General features: G+C 74.0%; 13 protein-coding genes and 1 riboswitch. Of the genes, 3 read left to right on the forward strand and 10 right to left on the reverse strand.

The window, feature by feature from the left end; translation table 11 throughout:
* Positions 1–17: 17 nt before the first annotated feature.
* The 10 genes from cobI to IE244_RS32155 all read right to left on the reverse strand — a co-directional run bounded on the left by cobI (position 18) and on the right by IE244_RS32155 (position 13,737).
* Positions 18–767 carry a precorrin-2 C(20)-methyltransferase gene (gene cobI, locus IE244_RS32110; RefSeq protein WP_191877096.1) on the reverse strand — a complete coding sequence of 250 codons (750 nt, stop codon included), beginning with the start codon at positions 765–767 and terminating at the stop codon, positions 18–20.
* On the reverse strand, positions 764–2,125 hold the full coding sequence (locus IE244_RS32115; protein ID WP_191877097.1) for a cobyrinic acid a,c-diamide synthase CobB: 1,362 nt from the start codon (positions 2,123–2,125) through the stop codon (positions 764–766). The genes cobI and IE244_RS32115 overlap by 4 nt, the downstream gene beginning before the upstream one ends.
* Entirely contained in the window at positions 2,119–2,727 is a 609-nt protein-coding gene (gene cobO / locus IE244_RS32120; protein ID WP_031165881.1) for a cob(I)yrinic acid a,c-diamide adenosyltransferase, read from the reverse strand. The genes IE244_RS32115 and cobO overlap by 7 nt, the downstream gene beginning before the upstream one ends.
* Positions 2,727–4,721: a putative cobaltochelatase gene (locus IE244_RS32125; RefSeq protein WP_191877098.1), complete on the reverse strand. Its 1,995-nt coding sequence runs from the start codon at positions 4,719–4,721 to the stop codon at positions 2,727–2,729. The genes cobO and IE244_RS32125 overlap by 1 nt, the downstream gene beginning before the upstream one ends.
* Positions 4,718–8,371 (reverse strand): cobaltochelatase subunit CobN, encoded by a 3,654-nt coding sequence (gene cobN, locus IE244_RS32130; protein WP_191877099.1) that lies wholly within the window; start codon positions 8,369–8,371, stop codon positions 4,718–4,720. The genes IE244_RS32125 and cobN overlap by 4 nt, the downstream gene beginning before the upstream one ends.
* A complete protein-coding gene (locus IE244_RS32135) occupies positions 8,368–9,900 on the reverse strand; it encodes a cobyric acid synthase (protein ID WP_191877100.1) in 1,533 nt (510 codons plus the stop codon). The genes cobN and IE244_RS32135 overlap by 4 nt, the downstream gene beginning before the upstream one ends.
* The gene (locus IE244_RS32140; protein ID WP_191877101.1) at positions 9,897–10,850 is read right to left on the reverse strand and encodes a cobalamin biosynthesis protein; all 954 of its coding nucleotides are present in this window, start codon (positions 10,848–10,850) and stop codon (positions 9,897–9,899) included. The genes IE244_RS32135 and IE244_RS32140 overlap by 4 nt, the downstream gene beginning before the upstream one ends.
* Before the next feature lie 101 nt (positions 10,851–10,951).
* A riboswitch (cobalamin riboswitch) is annotated at positions 10,952–11,095 on the reverse strand.
* Between the two features lie 233 nt (positions 11,096–11,328).
* Positions 11,329–11,556, reverse strand: a complete 228-nt coding sequence (locus IE244_RS32145; RefSeq protein WP_031165871.1) for a hypothetical protein — start codon at positions 11,554–11,556, stop codon at positions 11,329–11,331.
* A 31-nt stretch (positions 11,557–11,587) separates the two neighbouring features.
* A complete protein-coding gene (locus IE244_RS32150) occupies positions 11,588–12,838 on the reverse strand; it encodes an inorganic phosphate transporter (protein ID WP_191877102.1) in 1,251 nt (416 codons plus the stop codon).
* Between the two features lie 143 nt (positions 12,839–12,981).
* Positions 12,982–13,737 (reverse strand): lysozyme, encoded by a 756-nt coding sequence (locus IE244_RS32155; protein ID WP_191877103.1) that lies wholly within the window; start codon positions 13,735–13,737, stop codon positions 12,982–12,984.
* Between the two features lie 190 nt (positions 13,738–13,927).
* On the opposite strand from IE244_RS32155, the gene IE244_RS32160 reads away from it, so the two are divergent.
* The 3 genes from IE244_RS32160 (at position 13,928) to IE244_RS32170 (ending at position 17,590) form a co-directional block, all read left to right on the forward strand.
* Positions 13,928–14,590 (forward strand): class II aldolase/adducin family protein, encoded by a 663-nt coding sequence (locus IE244_RS32160; RefSeq protein WP_191877104.1) that lies wholly within the window; start codon positions 13,928–13,930, stop codon positions 14,588–14,590.
* Between the two features lie 196 nt (positions 14,591–14,786).
* Positions 14,787–15,902, forward strand: a complete 1,116-nt coding sequence (locus IE244_RS32165) for an alpha/beta hydrolase (RefSeq protein WP_191877105.1) — start codon at positions 14,787–14,789, stop codon at positions 15,900–15,902.
* Between the two features lie 215 nt (positions 15,903–16,117).
* A complete protein-coding gene (locus IE244_RS32170; protein ID WP_191877106.1) occupies positions 16,118–17,590 on the forward strand; it encodes a hypothetical protein in 1,473 nt (490 codons plus the stop codon).
* Positions 17,591–17,748: the final 158 nt, after the last annotated feature.

The following is a 17,748-nucleotide window of genomic DNA, read 5'->3' on the forward strand; positions in this document are numbered from 1 at the left end:
GGCGGCACGGCGGGTGCTCACAGCTTCCCGCCCCGTCCGCCGTCCCGCCGCGGCGGCGCGATCAGCGTCGACAGATACGGCAACGGCGTCCCGTCCAGCTCACCGGCCGGCCGCACCGACTCCTCCGGCAGCCCCAGCGCCGCCCCCCACACGGCGTCCCCGAGCCGCCCGGTCTCCCGCAGCGCCTCGGCGACCTCGGCGGCCTGCCGCCCGAACTTGTACGCGACGACCGTCCCCGGCCCGGCCAGCGCCTCCTTGAGCACGGCGGACCCGGCGGTGACCGGTACCAGGGTCAGCGGCTCGGTGCCCTCGGTCAGCACGGCACCGGAGCGCGCCGCCAGATCCTGCATCGCCGTGATCCCGGGCACGGTCTCCACGGCCACGCCCGGCACCAGCTCCACGATGGTCTGCGCGAGGTAGGTGAACGTGGAGTACACGTTCGGGTCGCCGATGGTGGCGAAGGCGACGGACCCGTGCGCCCGAAGCAGCTCGGCGACCCGCTCGCCCGCCGCGTCCCAGGTGGCCTCCCGGCGCGCCCGGTCGGTCCGCTCGTTCAGCGCGAACACCACCCGGACGACCTTCTCGGCGGGCACGTAGTGCAGCACGGTCGCCTCGGCCCGCCCCTGCTCGCCCGCGTCCCTTCCATCAGGTGCGGCCATCACCGGTACGACGACGACATCGGCGGCCCGCAGCGCGTTGACCCCCTTGACGGTCACCAGCTCCGGATCACCGGGTCCGACCCCGACCCCGACCAGCCTGCTGCTCATGACGTCCGGCACCTCTCCACGAACCGACGGGCCACACCGGGCTCGGACGCCCAGTGCGTGTGCAGATAACTCGCGTGCACGCCCTGCTGTACGAAACCTTCGACCCGCCGGGCAGGGGTCCGCACACCCCAGGCGGGGGCCGCACCGGCGCCGGGCTCGACGACGGTGCGATGGAACTCGTGCCCGCGCATCCGGGTGCCGGCGGCGGCCAGCGAACTGTCTCCGACGGCCACCGCATCGCGGTAGCCCAGGGTCAGCCGTTCCGTCATGCGGGCGGTGGCGTCGAGGACCCCGCACATCGGCTGCCCGTCCAGCTCCCGGCAGAGGTAGAGCAGCCCGGCGCATTCGGCCGCCACCGGGGCGCCGCTCAGGGCCAGCCCGGCGACGGCCTCGCGGAGGCGTTCGTTGGCGGACAGCTCACCGGCGTAGACCTCGGGGAACCCGCCCCCGACGACCAGGCCGGCCGTCCCTTCGGGCAGTTGCTCGTCGCGAAGCGGATCAAAGGTGACCACCTCGGCACCGGCGGCGGTGAGCAGTTCGGTGTGCTCGGCGTAGGAGAACGTGAAGGCGGACCCACCGGCGACGGCGACCACGGGCGCGCGCTTCTCGGCCGACGGCGTCGGAGGGGTCCAGGGGGCGGAGCCCCCCGGGAGGGCGCCGGCGCTGCGGGCAAGGGCTTCCAGCGCGCCGAGGTCACACCCCTGAGCGACCTGCGCGGCCATCGCCCCGACGGCGTCGACCGCCGCGGAGCGCCGCTCGGCGACCGGCACCAGCCCCAGGTGCCGAGAGGGCGTGTCCACCTGGGGGGCCCGCCGCAGCACCCCCAGCACCGGCACCCCGGAGGCGTCCAGCGCCTCCCGCAGCAGCGACTCGTGCCGGTCGGACCCCACCTTGTTCAGGATGACGCCCCCGACCCGCACCTGAGGGTCCCAGGAGGCGAACCCGTGCACCAGCGCCGCCACCGACCGCGACTGCGACGACGCGTCGACCACCAGCACCACCGGAGCCCGCAGCAGCTTGGCGACATGAGCGGTGGACGCCAGTTCGCCCTCGCCCGCCGCCCCGTCGTACAGCCCCATCACGCCCTCGACGACGGCGATGTCGCACCCCCGCGCCCCGTGCAGGAACAGCGGAGCGACCAGCTCAGGACCGCACAGGTACGCGTCCAGGTTGCGCCCCACCCGCCCGGTCGCGAGCGCGTGGTACCCGGGGTCGATGTAGTCCGGCCCGACCTTGTGCGGGGACACGGCGAGCCCCCGCGCGGCGAACGCGGCCATCAGACCCGTGGCGACGGTGGTCTTGCCGCTGCCCGAGGAGGGTGCGGCGACGACCAGCCGGGGCACCGACGACGTCACCACTCGATGCCCTTCTGGCCCTTCTGGCCCGCGTCCATGGGGTGCTTGACCTTGGACATGTCGGTCACGAGGTCGGCGAAGTCCACCAGCTTCTCGGGGGCGTTGCGCCCGGTGATCACCACATGCTGGGTACCGGGCCGGTTCCGCAGCACGTCCACGACCTCGTCCGTGTCCACCCATCCCCAGTGCATGGGGTAGGCGAACTCGTCCAGCACGTACAGCCGGTACGTCTCGGCGGCCAGGTCCCGCTTGACCTGCTCCCAGCCCTCCCGGGCCTTCTCCTCGTTGGTCGCGTTGTCACCCTGGATGTCCCGCTGGACCCACGACCAGCCCTCGCCCATCTTGTGCCAGTCGACGGTCCCGCCCTCGCCGGAGGCACCGAGCACCCGCAGGGCGTTCTCCTCGCCGACCTTCCACTTCGCCGACTTGACGAACTGGAACACCCCGATCGGCCACCCCTGGTTCCAGGCGCGCAGTGCGAGCCCGAACGCGGCGGTGGACTTGCCCTTGCCGACGCCCGTGTGCACCACGACCAGCGGCCGGTTCCGGCGCTGCCGGGTCGTCAGACCGTCGTCCGGCACGACACTCGGCTGTCCCTGCGGCATTACGCGGCCCTCCTCTGTACGTCCTTCACCAGCCCGGCGATCGAGTCCGCCCGCAACTCGTCGAGCGTCACCGCCGTACCGCCCAGCTCACCCGCGAGCTGCCCGGCGAGCCCGAGCCGCACCGGGCCCGACTCACAGTCCACGACCACCGAGGCGACCTGCTCGGCCGCGAACAGCCGCGCCGCCCGCCCGGCCAGCGCGACCGGCTCCGGGCCACCGGTGGCCCGCCCGTCCGTCACCAGCACGACCAGCGCCCGCCGCGCCGGATCGCGCAGCCGCTCCACGCGCAGCACCTCGTGCGCCCTGAGCAGCCCGGCCGCCAGCGGCGTACGGCCGCCGGTCGGCAGCGCCTCCAGCCGCGCGGCGGCGGCGTCCACGGACGAGGTCGGCGGCAGCGCCACCTCCGCACCGGACCCCCGGAACGTCACCAGCCCCACCTTGTCCCGCCGCTGGTAGGCATCCAGGAGCAGCGACAGCACGGCGCCCTTCACGGCGCTCATCCGCTGCCGCGCCGCCATCGAACCGGAGGCGTCCACGACGAACAGCACGAGGTTGCCCTCGCGGCCCTCCCGGGCCGCCTGCCGCAGATCGTCCCGGCGGATCACCAGCCCCGGCCCGGACCGCCCGCGCGCCCGCTGGTGCGGGGCCGCGGCCTGCACGGTGGCGGCCAGGTGCAGCTTGGTCAGCGCGCCCCGGGGCCGCCGGGCCCCGGTCGTGCGGCCGTGCTCGGTCCGCGCCCGCGACCGCCGCCCGGCCGCGCCCTCACCGATCCCGGGCACGCTCAGCACCCTGGTCCGGAAGGGCTCGGCGGCCCGTACGGCCGACTGCTCCCGCGCGCCGGACGGCTGCGGTTCCCCGCCCTCGCCGGCCTCCGGGCGCGCGGCGGTGTCGGCGCCCCCCTGCGGACCGGGGTCGGGCTGCGGCTGACCGCCGCCGCCACCGGGACCGTCCGGACCGGGATCGTCCTCTCCGCTCCCGTCGTCCCCGGAGAACTGCTCCAGCGTCTCGTCCAGCTTGTCCTCGTCCAGGCCCGGCGCGTCGAACGGGTTGCGGCGCCTGCGGTGCGGCAGCGCGAGCAGCGCCGCCTGCCGCACGTCCTCGGCGAGCACATCGGTCCGCCCGGCCCACGCGGCCAGCGCGGTCGCCGTACGCGCCATCACGATGTCGGCGCGCATGCCGTCCACCTCGAAGGCCGCGCAGGTCGCCGCGATCTGCCGCAGCGCCCCGTCGCCCAGCCGCACCTGCGGCAGCAACTCCCGTGCCACCACGATCCGTTGCCGTACGGCGGCCTCCTCCTCGGCCCACCGCGCGGCGAAGCCGGCCGGATCGTCGTCGTACGCCAGCCGGCGCCGCACGACCTCCACCCGCTGGTCCGGCTCCCGCGACGCCGCGACCTCCACGGTCAGCCCGAACCGGTCCAGCAACTGCGGCCGCAGCTCGCCCTCTTCCGGGTTCATGGTGCCGACGAGCAGGAAGCGGGCCGCGTGCCGTACCGAGACGCCCTCGCGTTCCACGTACGAGGCACCCATCGCCGCCGCGTCCAGCAGCAGGTCGACCAGGTGGTCGTGGAGGAGATTGACCTCGTCGACGTACAGGATGCCCCGGTGCGCGGCGGCCAGCAGGCCCGGCTCGAACGCCTTCACGCCCTCGGCGAGCGCCCGCTCGATGTCCAGGGCACCCACCAGCCGGTCCTCGGAGGCGCCGACCGGCAGCTCGACCATCCGTGCCGGCCTTCCGGCGCCCGGCCCCTGCTCGTGCGGCCCGTCGGGGCACGACGGGTCCGGTGCCGCCGGATCACAGGAGAACCGGCACCCGGGCACGACCGCGACCTCCGGCAGCAGCGCCGAAAGGGCCCGTACGGCCGTCGACTTGGCCGTGCCCTTCTCACCGCGCACCAGCACCCCGCCGACCGCCGGTGACACGGCGTTCAGCAGCAGCGCGAGCCGCAGGTCGTCCTGGCCGACAACGGCCGTGAAGGGGAAGGGGGTGCTCACTGGTCGTCGCCCTCCAAGTCGCCTTCCAGTTCCAGGTAGGTGGCGCGCAGCCGCTCCAGCGTGTCCGCGTCCGGCTCCGCCCACAGGCCCCGGTCGGCCGCCTCCAGCAGCCGCTCGGTGATGCCGCGCAGCGCCCACGGGTTGGACTTCTTCATGAAGTCCCGGTTCTCCGGGTCGAAGACGTACTCCGCGCTGAGTTTCTCGTACATCCAGTCGTCCACCACGCCCGCCGTGGCGTCGTAGCCGAACAGGTAGTCCACGGTCGCCGCCATCTCGAAGGCGCCCTTGTAGCCGTGCCGGCGCATGGCCGCCATCCAGCGCGGGTTGACCACGCGGGCCCGGAAGACCCGGTGCGTCTCCTCGCCGAGCGTGCGCGTCCTCACCTGGTCGGGTACGGCCGAGTCACCCACGTACGCCTCGGGGTTGGCGCCGGTCAGATGCCGGACCATGGCGACCATCCCGCCGTGGTACTGGAAGTAGTCGTCGGCGTCGACCAGGTCGTGCTCGCGGGTGTCGACGTTCTTCGCCGCCACCGCGATCCGCTTGAACGCGGTCTCCATGTCGCCGCGCGCCGCCCGCCCGTCGAGCCCCCGCCCGTACGCGTAGCCGCCCCAGACGGCGTACACCTCGGCCAGGTCCGCGTCGGAGCGCCAGTTGCGGGCGTCGATCAGCGGCAGCAGACCGGCGCCGTACGCGCCCGGCTTCGAGCCGAAGATGCGGGCCGTCGCGCGCCGCCGGTCACCGTGCTCGGCGGTGTCCTCGTCGGCGTGCGCCCGCACGTAGTTGGACTCCGCCGGCTCCGCCAGCTCGGCCACGGCCCGCACCGCGTCGTCGATCAGCCCGACCACGTGCGGGAACGCGTCCCGGAAGAACCCGGAGATGCGGACCGTGACGTCGATGCGCGGCCGGCCCAGCTCCTGCAGCGGGACCACCTCGAAGCCGGTGACCCGGCGCGAGGCGTCGTCCCACACCGGACGGCAGCCGAGCAGCGCCAGGATCTCCGCGATGTCGTCGCCCTGGGTGCGCATCGCGGACGTGCCCCACACCGTGAGACCGACGGACTGCGGGTACGCGCCGGTGTCCTGCAGGTACCTCTGCACGAGGGAGTCGGCCAGCGACTGCCCGACCTCCCAGCTCAGCCGGGACGGAATGGCCTTGGGGTCGACGGAGTAGAAGTTCCGGCCGGTCGGCAGGACGTTCACCAGACCCCGGGTCGGCGAACCGGACGGGCCCGCCGGGACGTAGCCGCCGTCCAGGGCTCGCAGGATGTGCCCGATCTCGTCGGTGGTCCGCGCGAGCCGCGGCACGACCTCGTCGCAGGCGAACTCCAGCACGGCGGTCGCGTCGGGTTGTCCGGTGCCGAGGACCTCGCGCAGGACGGCCGGGACGACCGACCGGTCCCACGCCCGGGCCTCCATGCTCTGCGCGATCCCCCGGCACAGCTGCTCCAGCAGGTCGATCGCGTCCGACGCGGTGCGCGCCGGACCCTCCGCCAGGTCCGTCAGTTCCACCGGCACCTTCACCGGCGCACCGGGCTCCGCCAGCAGCTCCTTCTCGTCCAGCCCGAAGTGGGCCGCGAGCGAGGCCCGCAGCCCTGGCAGGGCGTTGGCCTGCCCGCCCCACACCTGGGACGCCCGCAGCACGGCCAGCACCAGGTTCACGCGCGGCTCGCCGACCGGGCCGCCGCCCAGGATGTGCAGACCGTCACGGATCTGCACGTCCTTGATCTCGCAGAGATAGCCGTCGATGTGCATGACGAACTCGTCGAACGCGTCGTCGTCCGGCTGCTGGTCCACGTGCAGGTCGTGGTGCAGCTCGGCGGCCTTGACCAGCGTCCAGATCTGGGCGCGGACGGCCGGTGCCTTCGCCGGGTCCAGGTCGGAGACGAGCGCGTACTCGTCGAGCAGCTGCTCCAGCTTGGCCAGGTCGCCGTAGGTGTCGGCGCGGGCCATCGGCGGCACCAGGTGGTCGACCACCGTGGCGTGCCCGCGCCGCTTGGCCTGGGTGCCCTCACCGGGGTCGTTGACGATGAACGGGTAGATCAGCGGCAGGTCGCCCAGCACCGCGTCCGGGGCACAGCCGGCGCTCAGCCCGAGCCCCTTGCCGGGCAGCCACTCCATCGTGCCGTGCTTGCCCATGTGCACGAGCGCGTCCGCGCCGAAGGAGTTCTCAAGCCACCGGTACGCCGCCATGTAGTGGTGGGAGGGCGGCATGTCCGGGTCGTGGTAGATCGCGATCGGGTTCTCACCGAACCCGCGCGGCGGCTGGATCATCACGACGACGTTCCCGAACTGCAGGGAGGCGAGCACGATGTCCTCGCCGTCGACGTACAGGCCGCCCGGCGGCTCGCCCCACGCCTCGGTCATCGCGTCCCGCAGCTCCGGGTCGAGCTTCTCGAACCACGCCCGGTAGTCGGCCAGCGGGACGCGCGCGGGCGCCGCCGCCAGCTGCTCCTCGGTCAGCCACTCCACGTCGTGGCCGCCGGCCTCGATCAGCCGGTGGATCAGCTCGTCACCGTTGTCGGGGTACTCGGTGAGGCCGTAGCCGGCGTCCCTGAGGGCGTCCAGGACGCGCACCGCCGACGCGGGTGTGTCCAGACCGACCGCGTTGCCGACCCGGGAGTGCTTGGTCGGGTACGCGGTGAAGACCAGCGCGATCCGCTTCTCCGCGTTCGGCTTGTGCTTCAGCCGGGCGTGGCGCAGGGCGATTCCGGCCACCCGGGCGGCCCGCTCCGGGTCGGCGACGTACACCGGGACCTCGTCCGGGCCCTGCTCCTTGAAGGAGAACGGCACCGTGATCAGCCGGCCGTCGAACTCCGGGATCGCGACCTGCATCGCCGCGTCCATGGGGGACAGGGCGGCGTCCGACTCCGCCCAGGCGGCCCGCGAGGAGGTGAGACACAGCCCCTGCAGGACAGGGATGTCCAGGTCGGCCAGCGCGCCGATGTCCCAGGACTCCTCGTCGCCGCCCGCCGAGGCCTGCGAGGCGTGGGTGCCGCCGGCCGCGAGCACGGTGGCGACCAGCGCGTCGGCCTTCGCCAGCAGCTCGTACAGGCCGGCGTCCGCGCCGCGCAGCGAACCGCAGTACACCGGCAGGGCGTTGGCGCCCTCCGCCTCGATCGCGTCGCACAGCGTGTCCACGAAGGCGGTGTTGCCGCTCAGTTCGTGCGCCCGGTAGAACAGCACGCCCACGGTCGGGCGGCCGTCGACGAGCGGGCGGTCGCCGTGGACGCCGTACTCCGGCATCTTCCGCGGCTCCTCGAAGCCCTCGCCGGTCAGCAGCACGGTGTCCGACAGGAACCGGGACAGCTCCAGCAGGTTCGCGGGGCCGCCCTCGACCAGGTAGGTCAGCGCCTCCGCGACCACACCGGCCGGCACCGACGACTCGGCCATCAGTTCCGCGTCCGGCACGGCCTCGCCACCCAGCAGCACGGCCGGGATCCCGGACGCCTTCAGCGCCGCCAGCCCCTCCTCCCAGGCGCGCTTGCCGCCCAGCAGCCGTACGACGGCGAGGTCCGCGCCGTCGAGCAGCCCCGGCAGTTCCTGCTGGACGTCCACCCGGGTCGGGTTGCCGATGCGGTAGTCCGCACCGGAGGCCCGGGCCGCCAGCAGATCCGTGTCGGCGGTCGACAACAACAACACTGTGCTCATGCGGGCGCTCCCGGTGGAATGAAAGGCAGTCCTTGCGGCGCGCCGGACTCGATGAGCCGCCACAGCGCGTCCGTGTCCGCGTGCTGTTCGATCAGGTCGCCGAGCCGGTCGAGCTGCTCCTCGCGCAGCGCGGCGAAGGAGGTGTCCGGCGCGGGCACGAAGCGGCGGCCCGCGGCGGCGGCCACCTCGCGCAGGAAGGCCCGCCGGAAGCCGTCCGACTCCAGCGAACCGTGCCAGTGGGTGCCCCAGGTCTGGCCGACCCGGCAGCCGTCGAGGCTGTGTCCATCGTCGTCGGAGATGAAGGCTTCCCCTCCCTCGACGGAGGCGACCCCGTGGTGGATCTCGTACCCCTCGACCCGCTCGCCGAGGGCTTGTCCGGCCGGCCGGGTGAGGGTCTTCTCGCGGGCGAACCGCACCCGCACGGGCAGCACGCCGAGCCCGTCGACCGCGCCGGCCCGCGACTCGACCTCGTCCTCGATGTGCTCGCCGAGGATCTGGAAGCCGCCGCAGACACCGAGGACCGGCCTGTGCTGAGCGGCCCTTCGGACCAGCGCGTCGGCAAGTCCCCGCTCGCGCAGCCACGCGAGCGCCCGTACGGTCCCGCGGGTGCCCGGGACGACGACCAGGTCCGCGTCCGCCAGTTCCTCCGGCCGGTCCACGAACCGCACCACGACGCCCGGTTCGGCGGCCAGCGCGTCCACGTCCGTGAAGTTGGACATCAGCGGGATCGCGCACACGGCGACGCGTAGCACGTCCTCACCCACCGGCGGGGTCACGGCGGACTCGCGGACCGTACCGCGCAGCGAGACGCGCAGCCCGTCCTCCTCGTCGATGCCCAGCCCGTGCCGGAACGGCAGCACGCCGTAGGCGCGCCGCCCGGTGAGGCCGTGCAGCATCTCCAGGCCCGGCTCCAGCAGGGAGACGTCGCCCCGGAACTTGTTCACCAGGAAGCCGGCGACCAGTTCCTGGTCCTCGGGCGAGAGCAGGGCGACGGTCCCGAAGAACGACGCGAAGACGCCCCCGCGGTCGATGTCCCCCACCACCAGCACGGGCAGCCGCGCACCCCGCGCGATCCCCATGTTCACGATGTCGGTCCGGCGCAGATTGATCTCGGCCGGGCTGCCGGCGCCCTCACAGATCACCGCGTCATACGTGCCCCGCAACTCGGCCAGGCAGTCCAGGACCGTGCCGAGGAGCTTCTGCTGGCGTCCGCCGTGGTAGCCGCGTGCGCTCAGCTCGCCCACCGGCTTGCCCAGCAGCACCACCTGGCTGCTCTGCTCACCACCCGGCTTCAGCAGCACCGGGTTCATCAGCGCGGTCGGCTCGATCCGGCACGCCTGGGCCTGCATGGCCTGCGCCCGCCCGATCTCCGCGCCCTGCCGGGTGACGAAGGAGTTGAGCGACATGTTCTGCGCCTTGAACGGCGCGACCTTCACACCCTGGCGCACCAGCCACCGGCAGATGCCGGCCGTCACGACGCTCTTGCCGGCGTCGGAGGTGGTGCCGGCGACGAGGAGACCCCCGTTCACTTGCCACGTCCCTTCACACGCTTGACGAGGAGGCGCGCGGCGACCGTGGTGCCGAGCGCGAGCAGGCCGACGCGGCGGGAGAGCCGTACGGCCCGGTCGATGTCGGTGACCCCGACCGCCCGGCCGGTGTCCCCGTTGAGTACGGGCCGGTGCTCGACCCGGCCGCCGTAGGAGAGCGTTCCGCCCAGCCGTACGCCGAGGGCGCCGGCGAAGGAGGCTTCGACGGGACCGGCGTTGGGGCTCGGGTGCCTGCGGGCGTCGGCCCGCCAGGCGCGCAGGGCGTCGCGGGGGTCGGGGCCGGCCGCGGCGGCGAGTACGGCGGTCAGCCGGGCCCCGGGCCAGCCGGCCAGGTCGTCGAGCCGGGCGGAGGCCCAGCCGTAGCGCCGGTACCGGGGGGACCTGTGCCCCACCATCGCGTCCAGGGTGTTGACCGCCCGGAACCCGAGCAGGCCCGGCACCCCGGCCACGGCACCCCACACCAGCGCGCCCACGACGGCGTCGGAGGTGTTCTCGGCGACCGACTCGACCACGGCCCGGGCCATCCCCTCGGCGTCCAGTGCCTGCGGGTCCCGGCCGCACAGATGGGGCAGCCGCGCCCGCGCCGCCTCGACGTCCCCGCGCTCCAGGGCACGCCCGATCGCGCGGGCCTCGCGGGCGAGCGAGGTACCGCCGACGACCGCCCAGGTGGCGGCGGCGGTCAGGGCGAGGGAGGCGGTGGGGGAGGGGCGTACGGCGCGTGCGGCCACCGTGCCGAGCGCGACGGCGCCGCCGGCGCACACGGCGGTGTGCACGGCTCCCCAGCCGCGGTGGTCGTGCCACAACGCGCGGTCCACGGCAGCCGCCACCCGCCCGAACGCGGCGACCGGATGCCCGCGGCGGGGATCGCCGAGGAGCAGGTCACCGAGAAGCCCGGCGGCGGCGCCGTACGCGTAGGAGCGATCGGCACCCATCGGCTCAGCCGGCCGTGGGTACAGGAGCGGGCCTGGTACGTGTCCTCGATCGGCAGCCGAGCATGGCGATATATGTCCTCACTCAGGGTGTCCGCGCCCTGGTTCGACGTGATGCGGCGGCGAGAGTTCCTGGCTCCCGGGGGGTTCTTTCCCCGGTGACAGTGGCGGGACCGCGCCGGATTCGCACCGGCTTCCTCTGCTGCCGCCGTACATGGCCCGGGCAGTCCACCACGCGCCCGGAACGGCCGTCAACTTGCCGTTGACCTGCACGGGGAGAGTGTGCCGATCCCCACATCGCGTGGCATGGCGGCGCGCGAAAAGGCTCCCCTCGGGCAGAGGGGAGCCTGGGCGCCCGAAGGGGCGCGGGGGTGCCGGCAAGGGGCCCGCCGCGCGGGCGCGACGGGCCATGTGTGTGCCGCGGCCGGTCGACGGCGCTTCAGGGCACTTCCGGTTCAGGGCACTTCCGGCGAAGCGCTCGTCAGGGCTTGGCCACGATCAGGTAGATGCCGTACGCCACCGCCGCCGCGCAGGCGGCGAAGCAGACGTAGGCCCCGGTGACGGCGAGGCCGGCGGAGCCGCCCTGGGCCGCGGCCTTCTCGCGCCGGGCCAGGCCGCTCACGCCGAGGGTGAACAGGGCCACCAGGCCCACCGTGAACACGAGGCTGACGCCGAAGACGGAACCGATGGCCGCCCAGTCGATCTTCATGATGCTTCCTTCGTAACCGGGGTGACCGGGGTCAGACGGTGGCGGCCGGCGGGGCGGCCGGGGTCGCGGGCTCGGCGGCCGCCGGGGAGGCGATCGTCGCCGTCAGGCCCTCGGTGATCGTGCCCGCCGGGGGCGGAGTCACCGCGGCGATGGCGGTGGTCACCACGCCGGCCGGCTCCTCGGTGCCGGTGACGACGTTGGTGTGGTCGACGACCTCGCGGCGGGAGATCTTCCAGATCGCGGCGCTGGAGGCGACCAGGAAGACGGCGACCACGGCGGTGCCCCAGTCACCGAGGTCCGTGACGGACTCGGCGCCCGCGCCGACCAGCGCGGCGGCCGGGAGGGTGAGCACCCAGGCGACGGCCATACGGGTCGCGGTGGACCAGCGGACCACCCCGCCCTTGCGGCCGAGGCCCGCGCCCATCACCGAGCCGGAGACGACGTGCGTGGTGGAGAGGGAGAAGCCCAGGTGGGAGGAGGCCAGGATGGCCGTCGCGGCGCTGGTCTGGGCGGCGAAGCCCTGGCGCGGCTCCAGCTCGGTCAGGCCCGTGCCCATGGTGCGGATGATGCGCCAGCCGCCGATGTAGGTGCCGAGCGCGATCGCCAGGCCGGCGGAGAGGATGACCCAGGTGGGAGGGTTGGAGCCGGGGGAGATGGCGCCGCCCGCGATCAGCGCGAGGGTGATGATGCCCATCGTCTTCTGGGCGTCGTTGGTGCCGTGGGCGAGGGAGACCAGGCCGGCGGAGGCGATCTGGCCGGCGCGGTAGCCCTTGCGGGTGGCCTCGCCCTCGGCCTTGCCGCCGATGCCGTAGGAGAAGCGGGTGGCCAGCATCGACGCGAGGCCCGCCACGAGCGGCGCGGCGACGGCCGGGAGCAGCACCTTGGTGACCAGCACGTCGCCGTGCACGGCACCGAAGCCGGCGGAGGCGACGGTGGCGCCGATCAGACCGCCCATCAGGGCGTGCGAGGAACTGGACGGCAGGCCCACCAGCCAGGTCAGCAGGTTCCAGAGGATCGCGCCGACCAGGGCGGCGAAGATGACCTCGGGACGGATGCCGGTCTCGTCGACGAGACCCTTGGAGATCGTGTTCGCGACCTCCACGGAGAGGAAGGCGCCGACCAGGTTGAGGGCGGCGGACATGGTTACCGCGATCTTCGGCTTCAGGGCGCCTGTGGAGATGGTGGTGGCCATCGCGTTCGCGGTGTCGTGGAAACCGTTCGTGAAATCGAACGCGAGTGCGGTTACCACCACAATCGCGAGGATCAGCGAGAAGCTTTCCATTTACCCAGGCAATCGTTCGAGGTCGTTGGCTGGATGAACGTAGGCAACCTGGGTGAACGGAAGATGAACTGAGGCGGGCGTGGCGGTGTCCGAACAGGGTGAATGACGTTCCGCTTGGCCCTCACGGCCCAGGCGCCCCTTGGCTACCGGCCCCGCGCGAGGGTCCGCAGCCGGCTCGTGGGCCCGTTGAAGAGATTCTGGTCACCCGGCAGCCGGCCCTTGCCGCCGTACTGCCAGATCGTCCAGTACCGCCATCCGCCCGGCAGCTTCCCCGGCCGCTCGGTGCCGTGCCGGGCGATCCACAGGGGGTTGCTGGAGGAGAACGCGCGGCTGTTGCCGGTGCAGAGCTTCCACCACTGGGCGGTCGTGTAGATCACCGGGCGGCGGCCGGTCTTCCGCCTGACCTCGTTGCTGAACGACCGGATCCAGCGGACCATCCGCTTCTTGCCGACCCCGTAGCACTTGTGCTTCTTGTCATACGGGTTGTACTCGATGTCGAGCGCGGGCGGCAGCGTCCAGCCGTCCGCCCGCCAGCCGCCGCCGTGCCGCACGAAGTACGCGGCCTGCCTGGCCCCGGAGGACGTGTCCGGCCGGGCGAAGTGGTACGCGCCCCGGACCAGGCCCGCCTTGCGGGCGCCGTTGTACTGCTGGGAGAAGTAGGGATTGCGGTAGTCCGTGGACTCCGTCGCCTTGACGTAGACGAACCGCGCGCCCTTGGACCGGGTGGCCGGCCAGTCGACGTGTTTCTGGTGGGAGGAGACGTCGTGTCCGTGCGGCTTGGCCGCGGTCAGTGCCAGAGGACCGGCCGCCGCGGGCGCGCCGCCCGCGAGGGCGAGCGCCGCCGTGGCCGCCACGAGGACACCGGTGCGGCGACGGAGGCGGGTGCGTTCACGGGCCATGTGTCTCCCCGGGTCGGCGGACGAGGGATCGTCCGGCGGGCAAGGCAGACCATTCAAGGCCCGGCGATCATCGAATCCGCGCCTCATGTGCGGCGATTCCATCCGATTTCCACCCGTTCGGGGGTGCGCGCTTCCGGCCGGACGTGAGAGCCCGCCCCCTTTCCGCGGCCATGGCTGGCAGGATCACGGCATGGCTGAACAGGGGCGGAACGCGGAACAGGAACGTATCTGGGCGGAACTGGTCGCGACGGCGCGGCGGACCGTAGCCGACGGACTGGTGGTCGGCACCTCGGGGAACGTCTCGGCGCGCGTCGGCGACCTCGTGCTGGTCACCCCGTCGGGCGTGCCGTACGACCGGCTCACCCCGCAGGACATCACCGGTGTCGACCTCACCGGACGCCAGGTGCTCGGCACCCTGGTGCCGACCAGTGAGCTGCCCCTGCACCTCGCCGTCTATCGCACCACCGACGCCCGCGCGATCGTCCACACCCACGCCGTGCACGCGACGGCGGTCTCCACGCTCGTGCCCGAGCTGCCGCTGGTCCACTACATGGCCGCCGCCCTCGGCGGCCCCGTCCGCGTCGCCCCCTACGCCACCTACGGCAGCGACGAGCTGGCCGAGAACATGCTCCGCGCCCTGGCCGGCCGCTCCGGCTGCCTGCTGCAGAACCACGGCACGGTCACCTACGGCGCCGGCCTCGACCAGGCCTACGACCGCACCGCCCAGCTGGAGTGGATGTGCCGCCTGTGGCTGACGGCGTCCGGTGTGCCGGGTCTGACACCGACCCTGCTGACCGAGGCACAACTGGCCGAGGCCGGGGAACGCTTGAAGGGGTACGGCCAACGGAGGTGACCCCTTGCCGCCCAGCCCTTCGCTCCCACGCTTCGCCGATCGTCTCGCCCGCCTGCTCGGTCCGGCGCGTCCTGCCCGCCGCGGCGCTCCGCCGCGACGAACCCGGCCGGCGGTGCCGGACCCGCCCGCACCACGCTCCTCACCCCACCCCGCCTTTCGGCTGGCCGGTGACCGCGACCCCCACGACACTGGACGCGTGCGCCCCGTCAAAGCGACCGCCACCGCGGTCACCGCGGTCCTGGCCGCCGGCATGGCCTCCGTGGCCGTCGGCCGGCTCGCCAGCGACGCCGCGCTGAAGGCGCCCGCGGGCCGTCCGCTGCCCACCGAGCCCCGGCTCACCGTGCACGGCACCGCCGCCGGCCAGATCATGCTCACCCGCGACCTGGCCGCACTGCGCCCCGGTACCTACGGCCTCGCCGGCGACGGCTCCCACGCGGTCGTGGGCCCCGTCCTGGGGGCGGCCCAGCACACCGCCGACACCGTCGTACGCCGCCTGGAACGCGTCACGCACGGCTCCTTCGCCCCCGGCGACGCGGTGTGGCTCACCCCCAACCTGTACGTCGGCAATCCGTCCGCCGCCCTCGGCCTCGACCACGCCGACATCGACGTGCCCGGCGAACTCGGCGAGCTGCCCGCCTGGTTCGTGCCCGGCCACCGGGACACCTGGGTGATCGCCGTGCACGGCCTGGGCACCACCCGCGAACAGGCCATGAACCTGATGGGCTTCCTGCACGGCCGCCGGCTCCCGGTCCTGGCCCTCGCCTACCGGGGCGACCTCGGCGCCCCGCGCCCGCCGGACGGACTGAACCACCTCGGCGAGACCGAGTGGCGGGACCTGGACGCGGCGATCCGCTACGCCGTGCGCTACGGCGCCCGCCGGGTCGTCCTGCTCGGCTGGTCCACCGGCGCCACCATGGCCCTGCGCGCCGCCGAGCACTCCCCGGTGCGCGAGCGCATCGCCGGACTGGTCCTGGACTCGCCGGTGCTCAGCTGGGAGGCCACGCTGCGCGCCCTCGCCCAGGCCCGGCGCACCCCGCACTCGCTGCTGCCGCTCGCCGTGCGGGCCGCACAGGGCCGGGCCGGCCTGCACGCCGACCGGGTCGCCGAGATCACCGACCCCGACCGGCTCACCGTACCGACCCTGATCTTCCACGGTCCCGACGACCGGGTGGCCCCGTGGGAGTTCTCCCGCCGGCTCGCCGATGTGGTCGCTCTGCACCCCGTGGCGCGGGCCCCGCACGCGGCGATGTGGAACGCCGACCCCAAGGAGTACGAGGAGCGGTTGCGCCGCTTCCTGACACCTCTGATGTGAGACCCGCGAACCCCTCCGGTGACGTGCCTCCCGGCCGCGGGCGAGGAGGGCCCGCGACCGCCGGCCGGGCCGGTGCGGAACATTCCGTTTAAGGCCGTACAACTGGCTTGATCCGCCCTCCTCGCCCCGCCCGGCCCCCCGTGCCTTGGCCAGCCCCGTCGCCCGCGGTGACATTCCGTTTGGGTTTTCGGACCGTCAACCGGAAGACTGCACCCGTGACGTCCCGTATCCCGCGCGACTCCAGGCTCCGACTCGTCCGACCGCGACCCCTGGCCGCCGCCCCCAGAGCTGTGAACCAGCGGCGTCCGCGCCGCCCCGCACCCCGGCCGCCGGAGGGCACGCCCGCCCCCGCCGAACTGGCGAGAATGGCACGCATCGGGCTGGCCGGGCCGGTGCGTGTGGCCCGCTGGGCCGACGCCGCGCTCGGCCCCGGCAGCGACGGTGCCGCCACCGACGGCAAGGCCACCCTCTCCGCCGCCACCGCCGAACGCGCCGGCGCCGACCTGGGACTGAGCGCCGCCCAGGTCCGCGCCGACTGGGACACCGCACGACTCGCCGGACTCGTCGAGGTGCACGGCGACAGCGCGCGCCCCGGCTGGCGGCTGCGTGCCTGGGACCGTGACGACAGCGCCGTACTGCGCGGCTGGGTCGCCCTCTTCGACGCGTGGTCGCTCGCCTCCCCAGAACCCGAGGAGCACGAGCCGGCCGCCGTCGCCGAGGTCGTCTCGGCCATGCCCCAGGTGCTCTCCTTCCTCCAGCTGTCCGCCGGTCCCGTCCCGGTCGAGCAGCTGCTCGACCTGCTCCAGCAGCGGGTCACCGAACTGCGCACCGAACGCTGCGAGGTCCCCTACGAGCCCGGCACCGAGCTGCCCGCCACCCCCGGGCCCGGCGCCGGACACCCGGCCGCGTCCGGATCCGGACAGCCGGCGACGTCCCCGGACCCGGCGGACCCGGCCCCCGCCGCCGACACCACGCTCGCCCCGCTGCTCGACTGGGCGCTGCGGGCCCTCGCGGCCGTGGGCGCGCTGACCTACGGCGACGGCCAGGCCACCCTCACCCCCCTCGGCAACTGGGCGGTGTGGGTCAAGCTGGAGCAGATCTGCGTGGCCGCGCAGAGCCCGGCCGGCAACATCGAGCAGTCCGCCGAGGACATGCTCCGCGGCTGCGCCCAGCTCCGCCCCAACGCCGCCCGCGCCGAGTACCGCGCCTGGCTCGCCGCCCGCCCCGTCGGCAGCGCCGTCACCGAGCTGATCCAGGCCGCGCACGGCGAGGACGCCCTGCTGCGCGGCCTGGCCTTCGAGGCGCTGCGCGTCGTCGGTGCCCCCGCCGAGCCCGACGTGCGCGGCGTCGTGGACGAGCCCGCCGTGCGGCCCTACGCCCTGCTGTGGCTCGCCGAGCACGACGGGGCCGACCCGGAGGACGCCCACGAGGTCCTGACCCGTGAGGAGGCGACCTGGCTGTGGGTGGACACCGCCGCGGCCGTCGCCGACCACGGTGAGGCCCCGATGCTGGTCCGGCATCTGGAGTCCGCGGTGCAGCCCACGGTTCCCCAGCTGCTCGACGAGGTCCGCGCCGTCGGTCATCCGCGCACCGTGCAGGTGCTGGTCGCGCTCGCCGCCGCGCACCCCGACCCGGCCCTCGCCAAGGCCGTGCGCCGGGCCGCCTTCCAGGTGCACACCGGGGGGTGAGCCGGCCCGGGGGCGCGCGGGTCCGGAGGAGACGAGCCGGTCCGGGGGGTGAGCGGGTCCCGGGGGGTGAGCGGGTCCCGGGGGGTGAGCGGGTCCCGGGGGGTGAGCGGGTCCCGGGGGGTGAGCGGGTCCCGGGGGGTGAGCGGGCCGTAGGTCAG

Source organism: Streptomyces filipinensis (genome assembly GCF_014649495.1).
Lineage (GTDB): Bacteria > Actinomycetota > Actinomycetes > Streptomycetales > Streptomycetaceae > Streptomyces > Streptomyces filipinensis.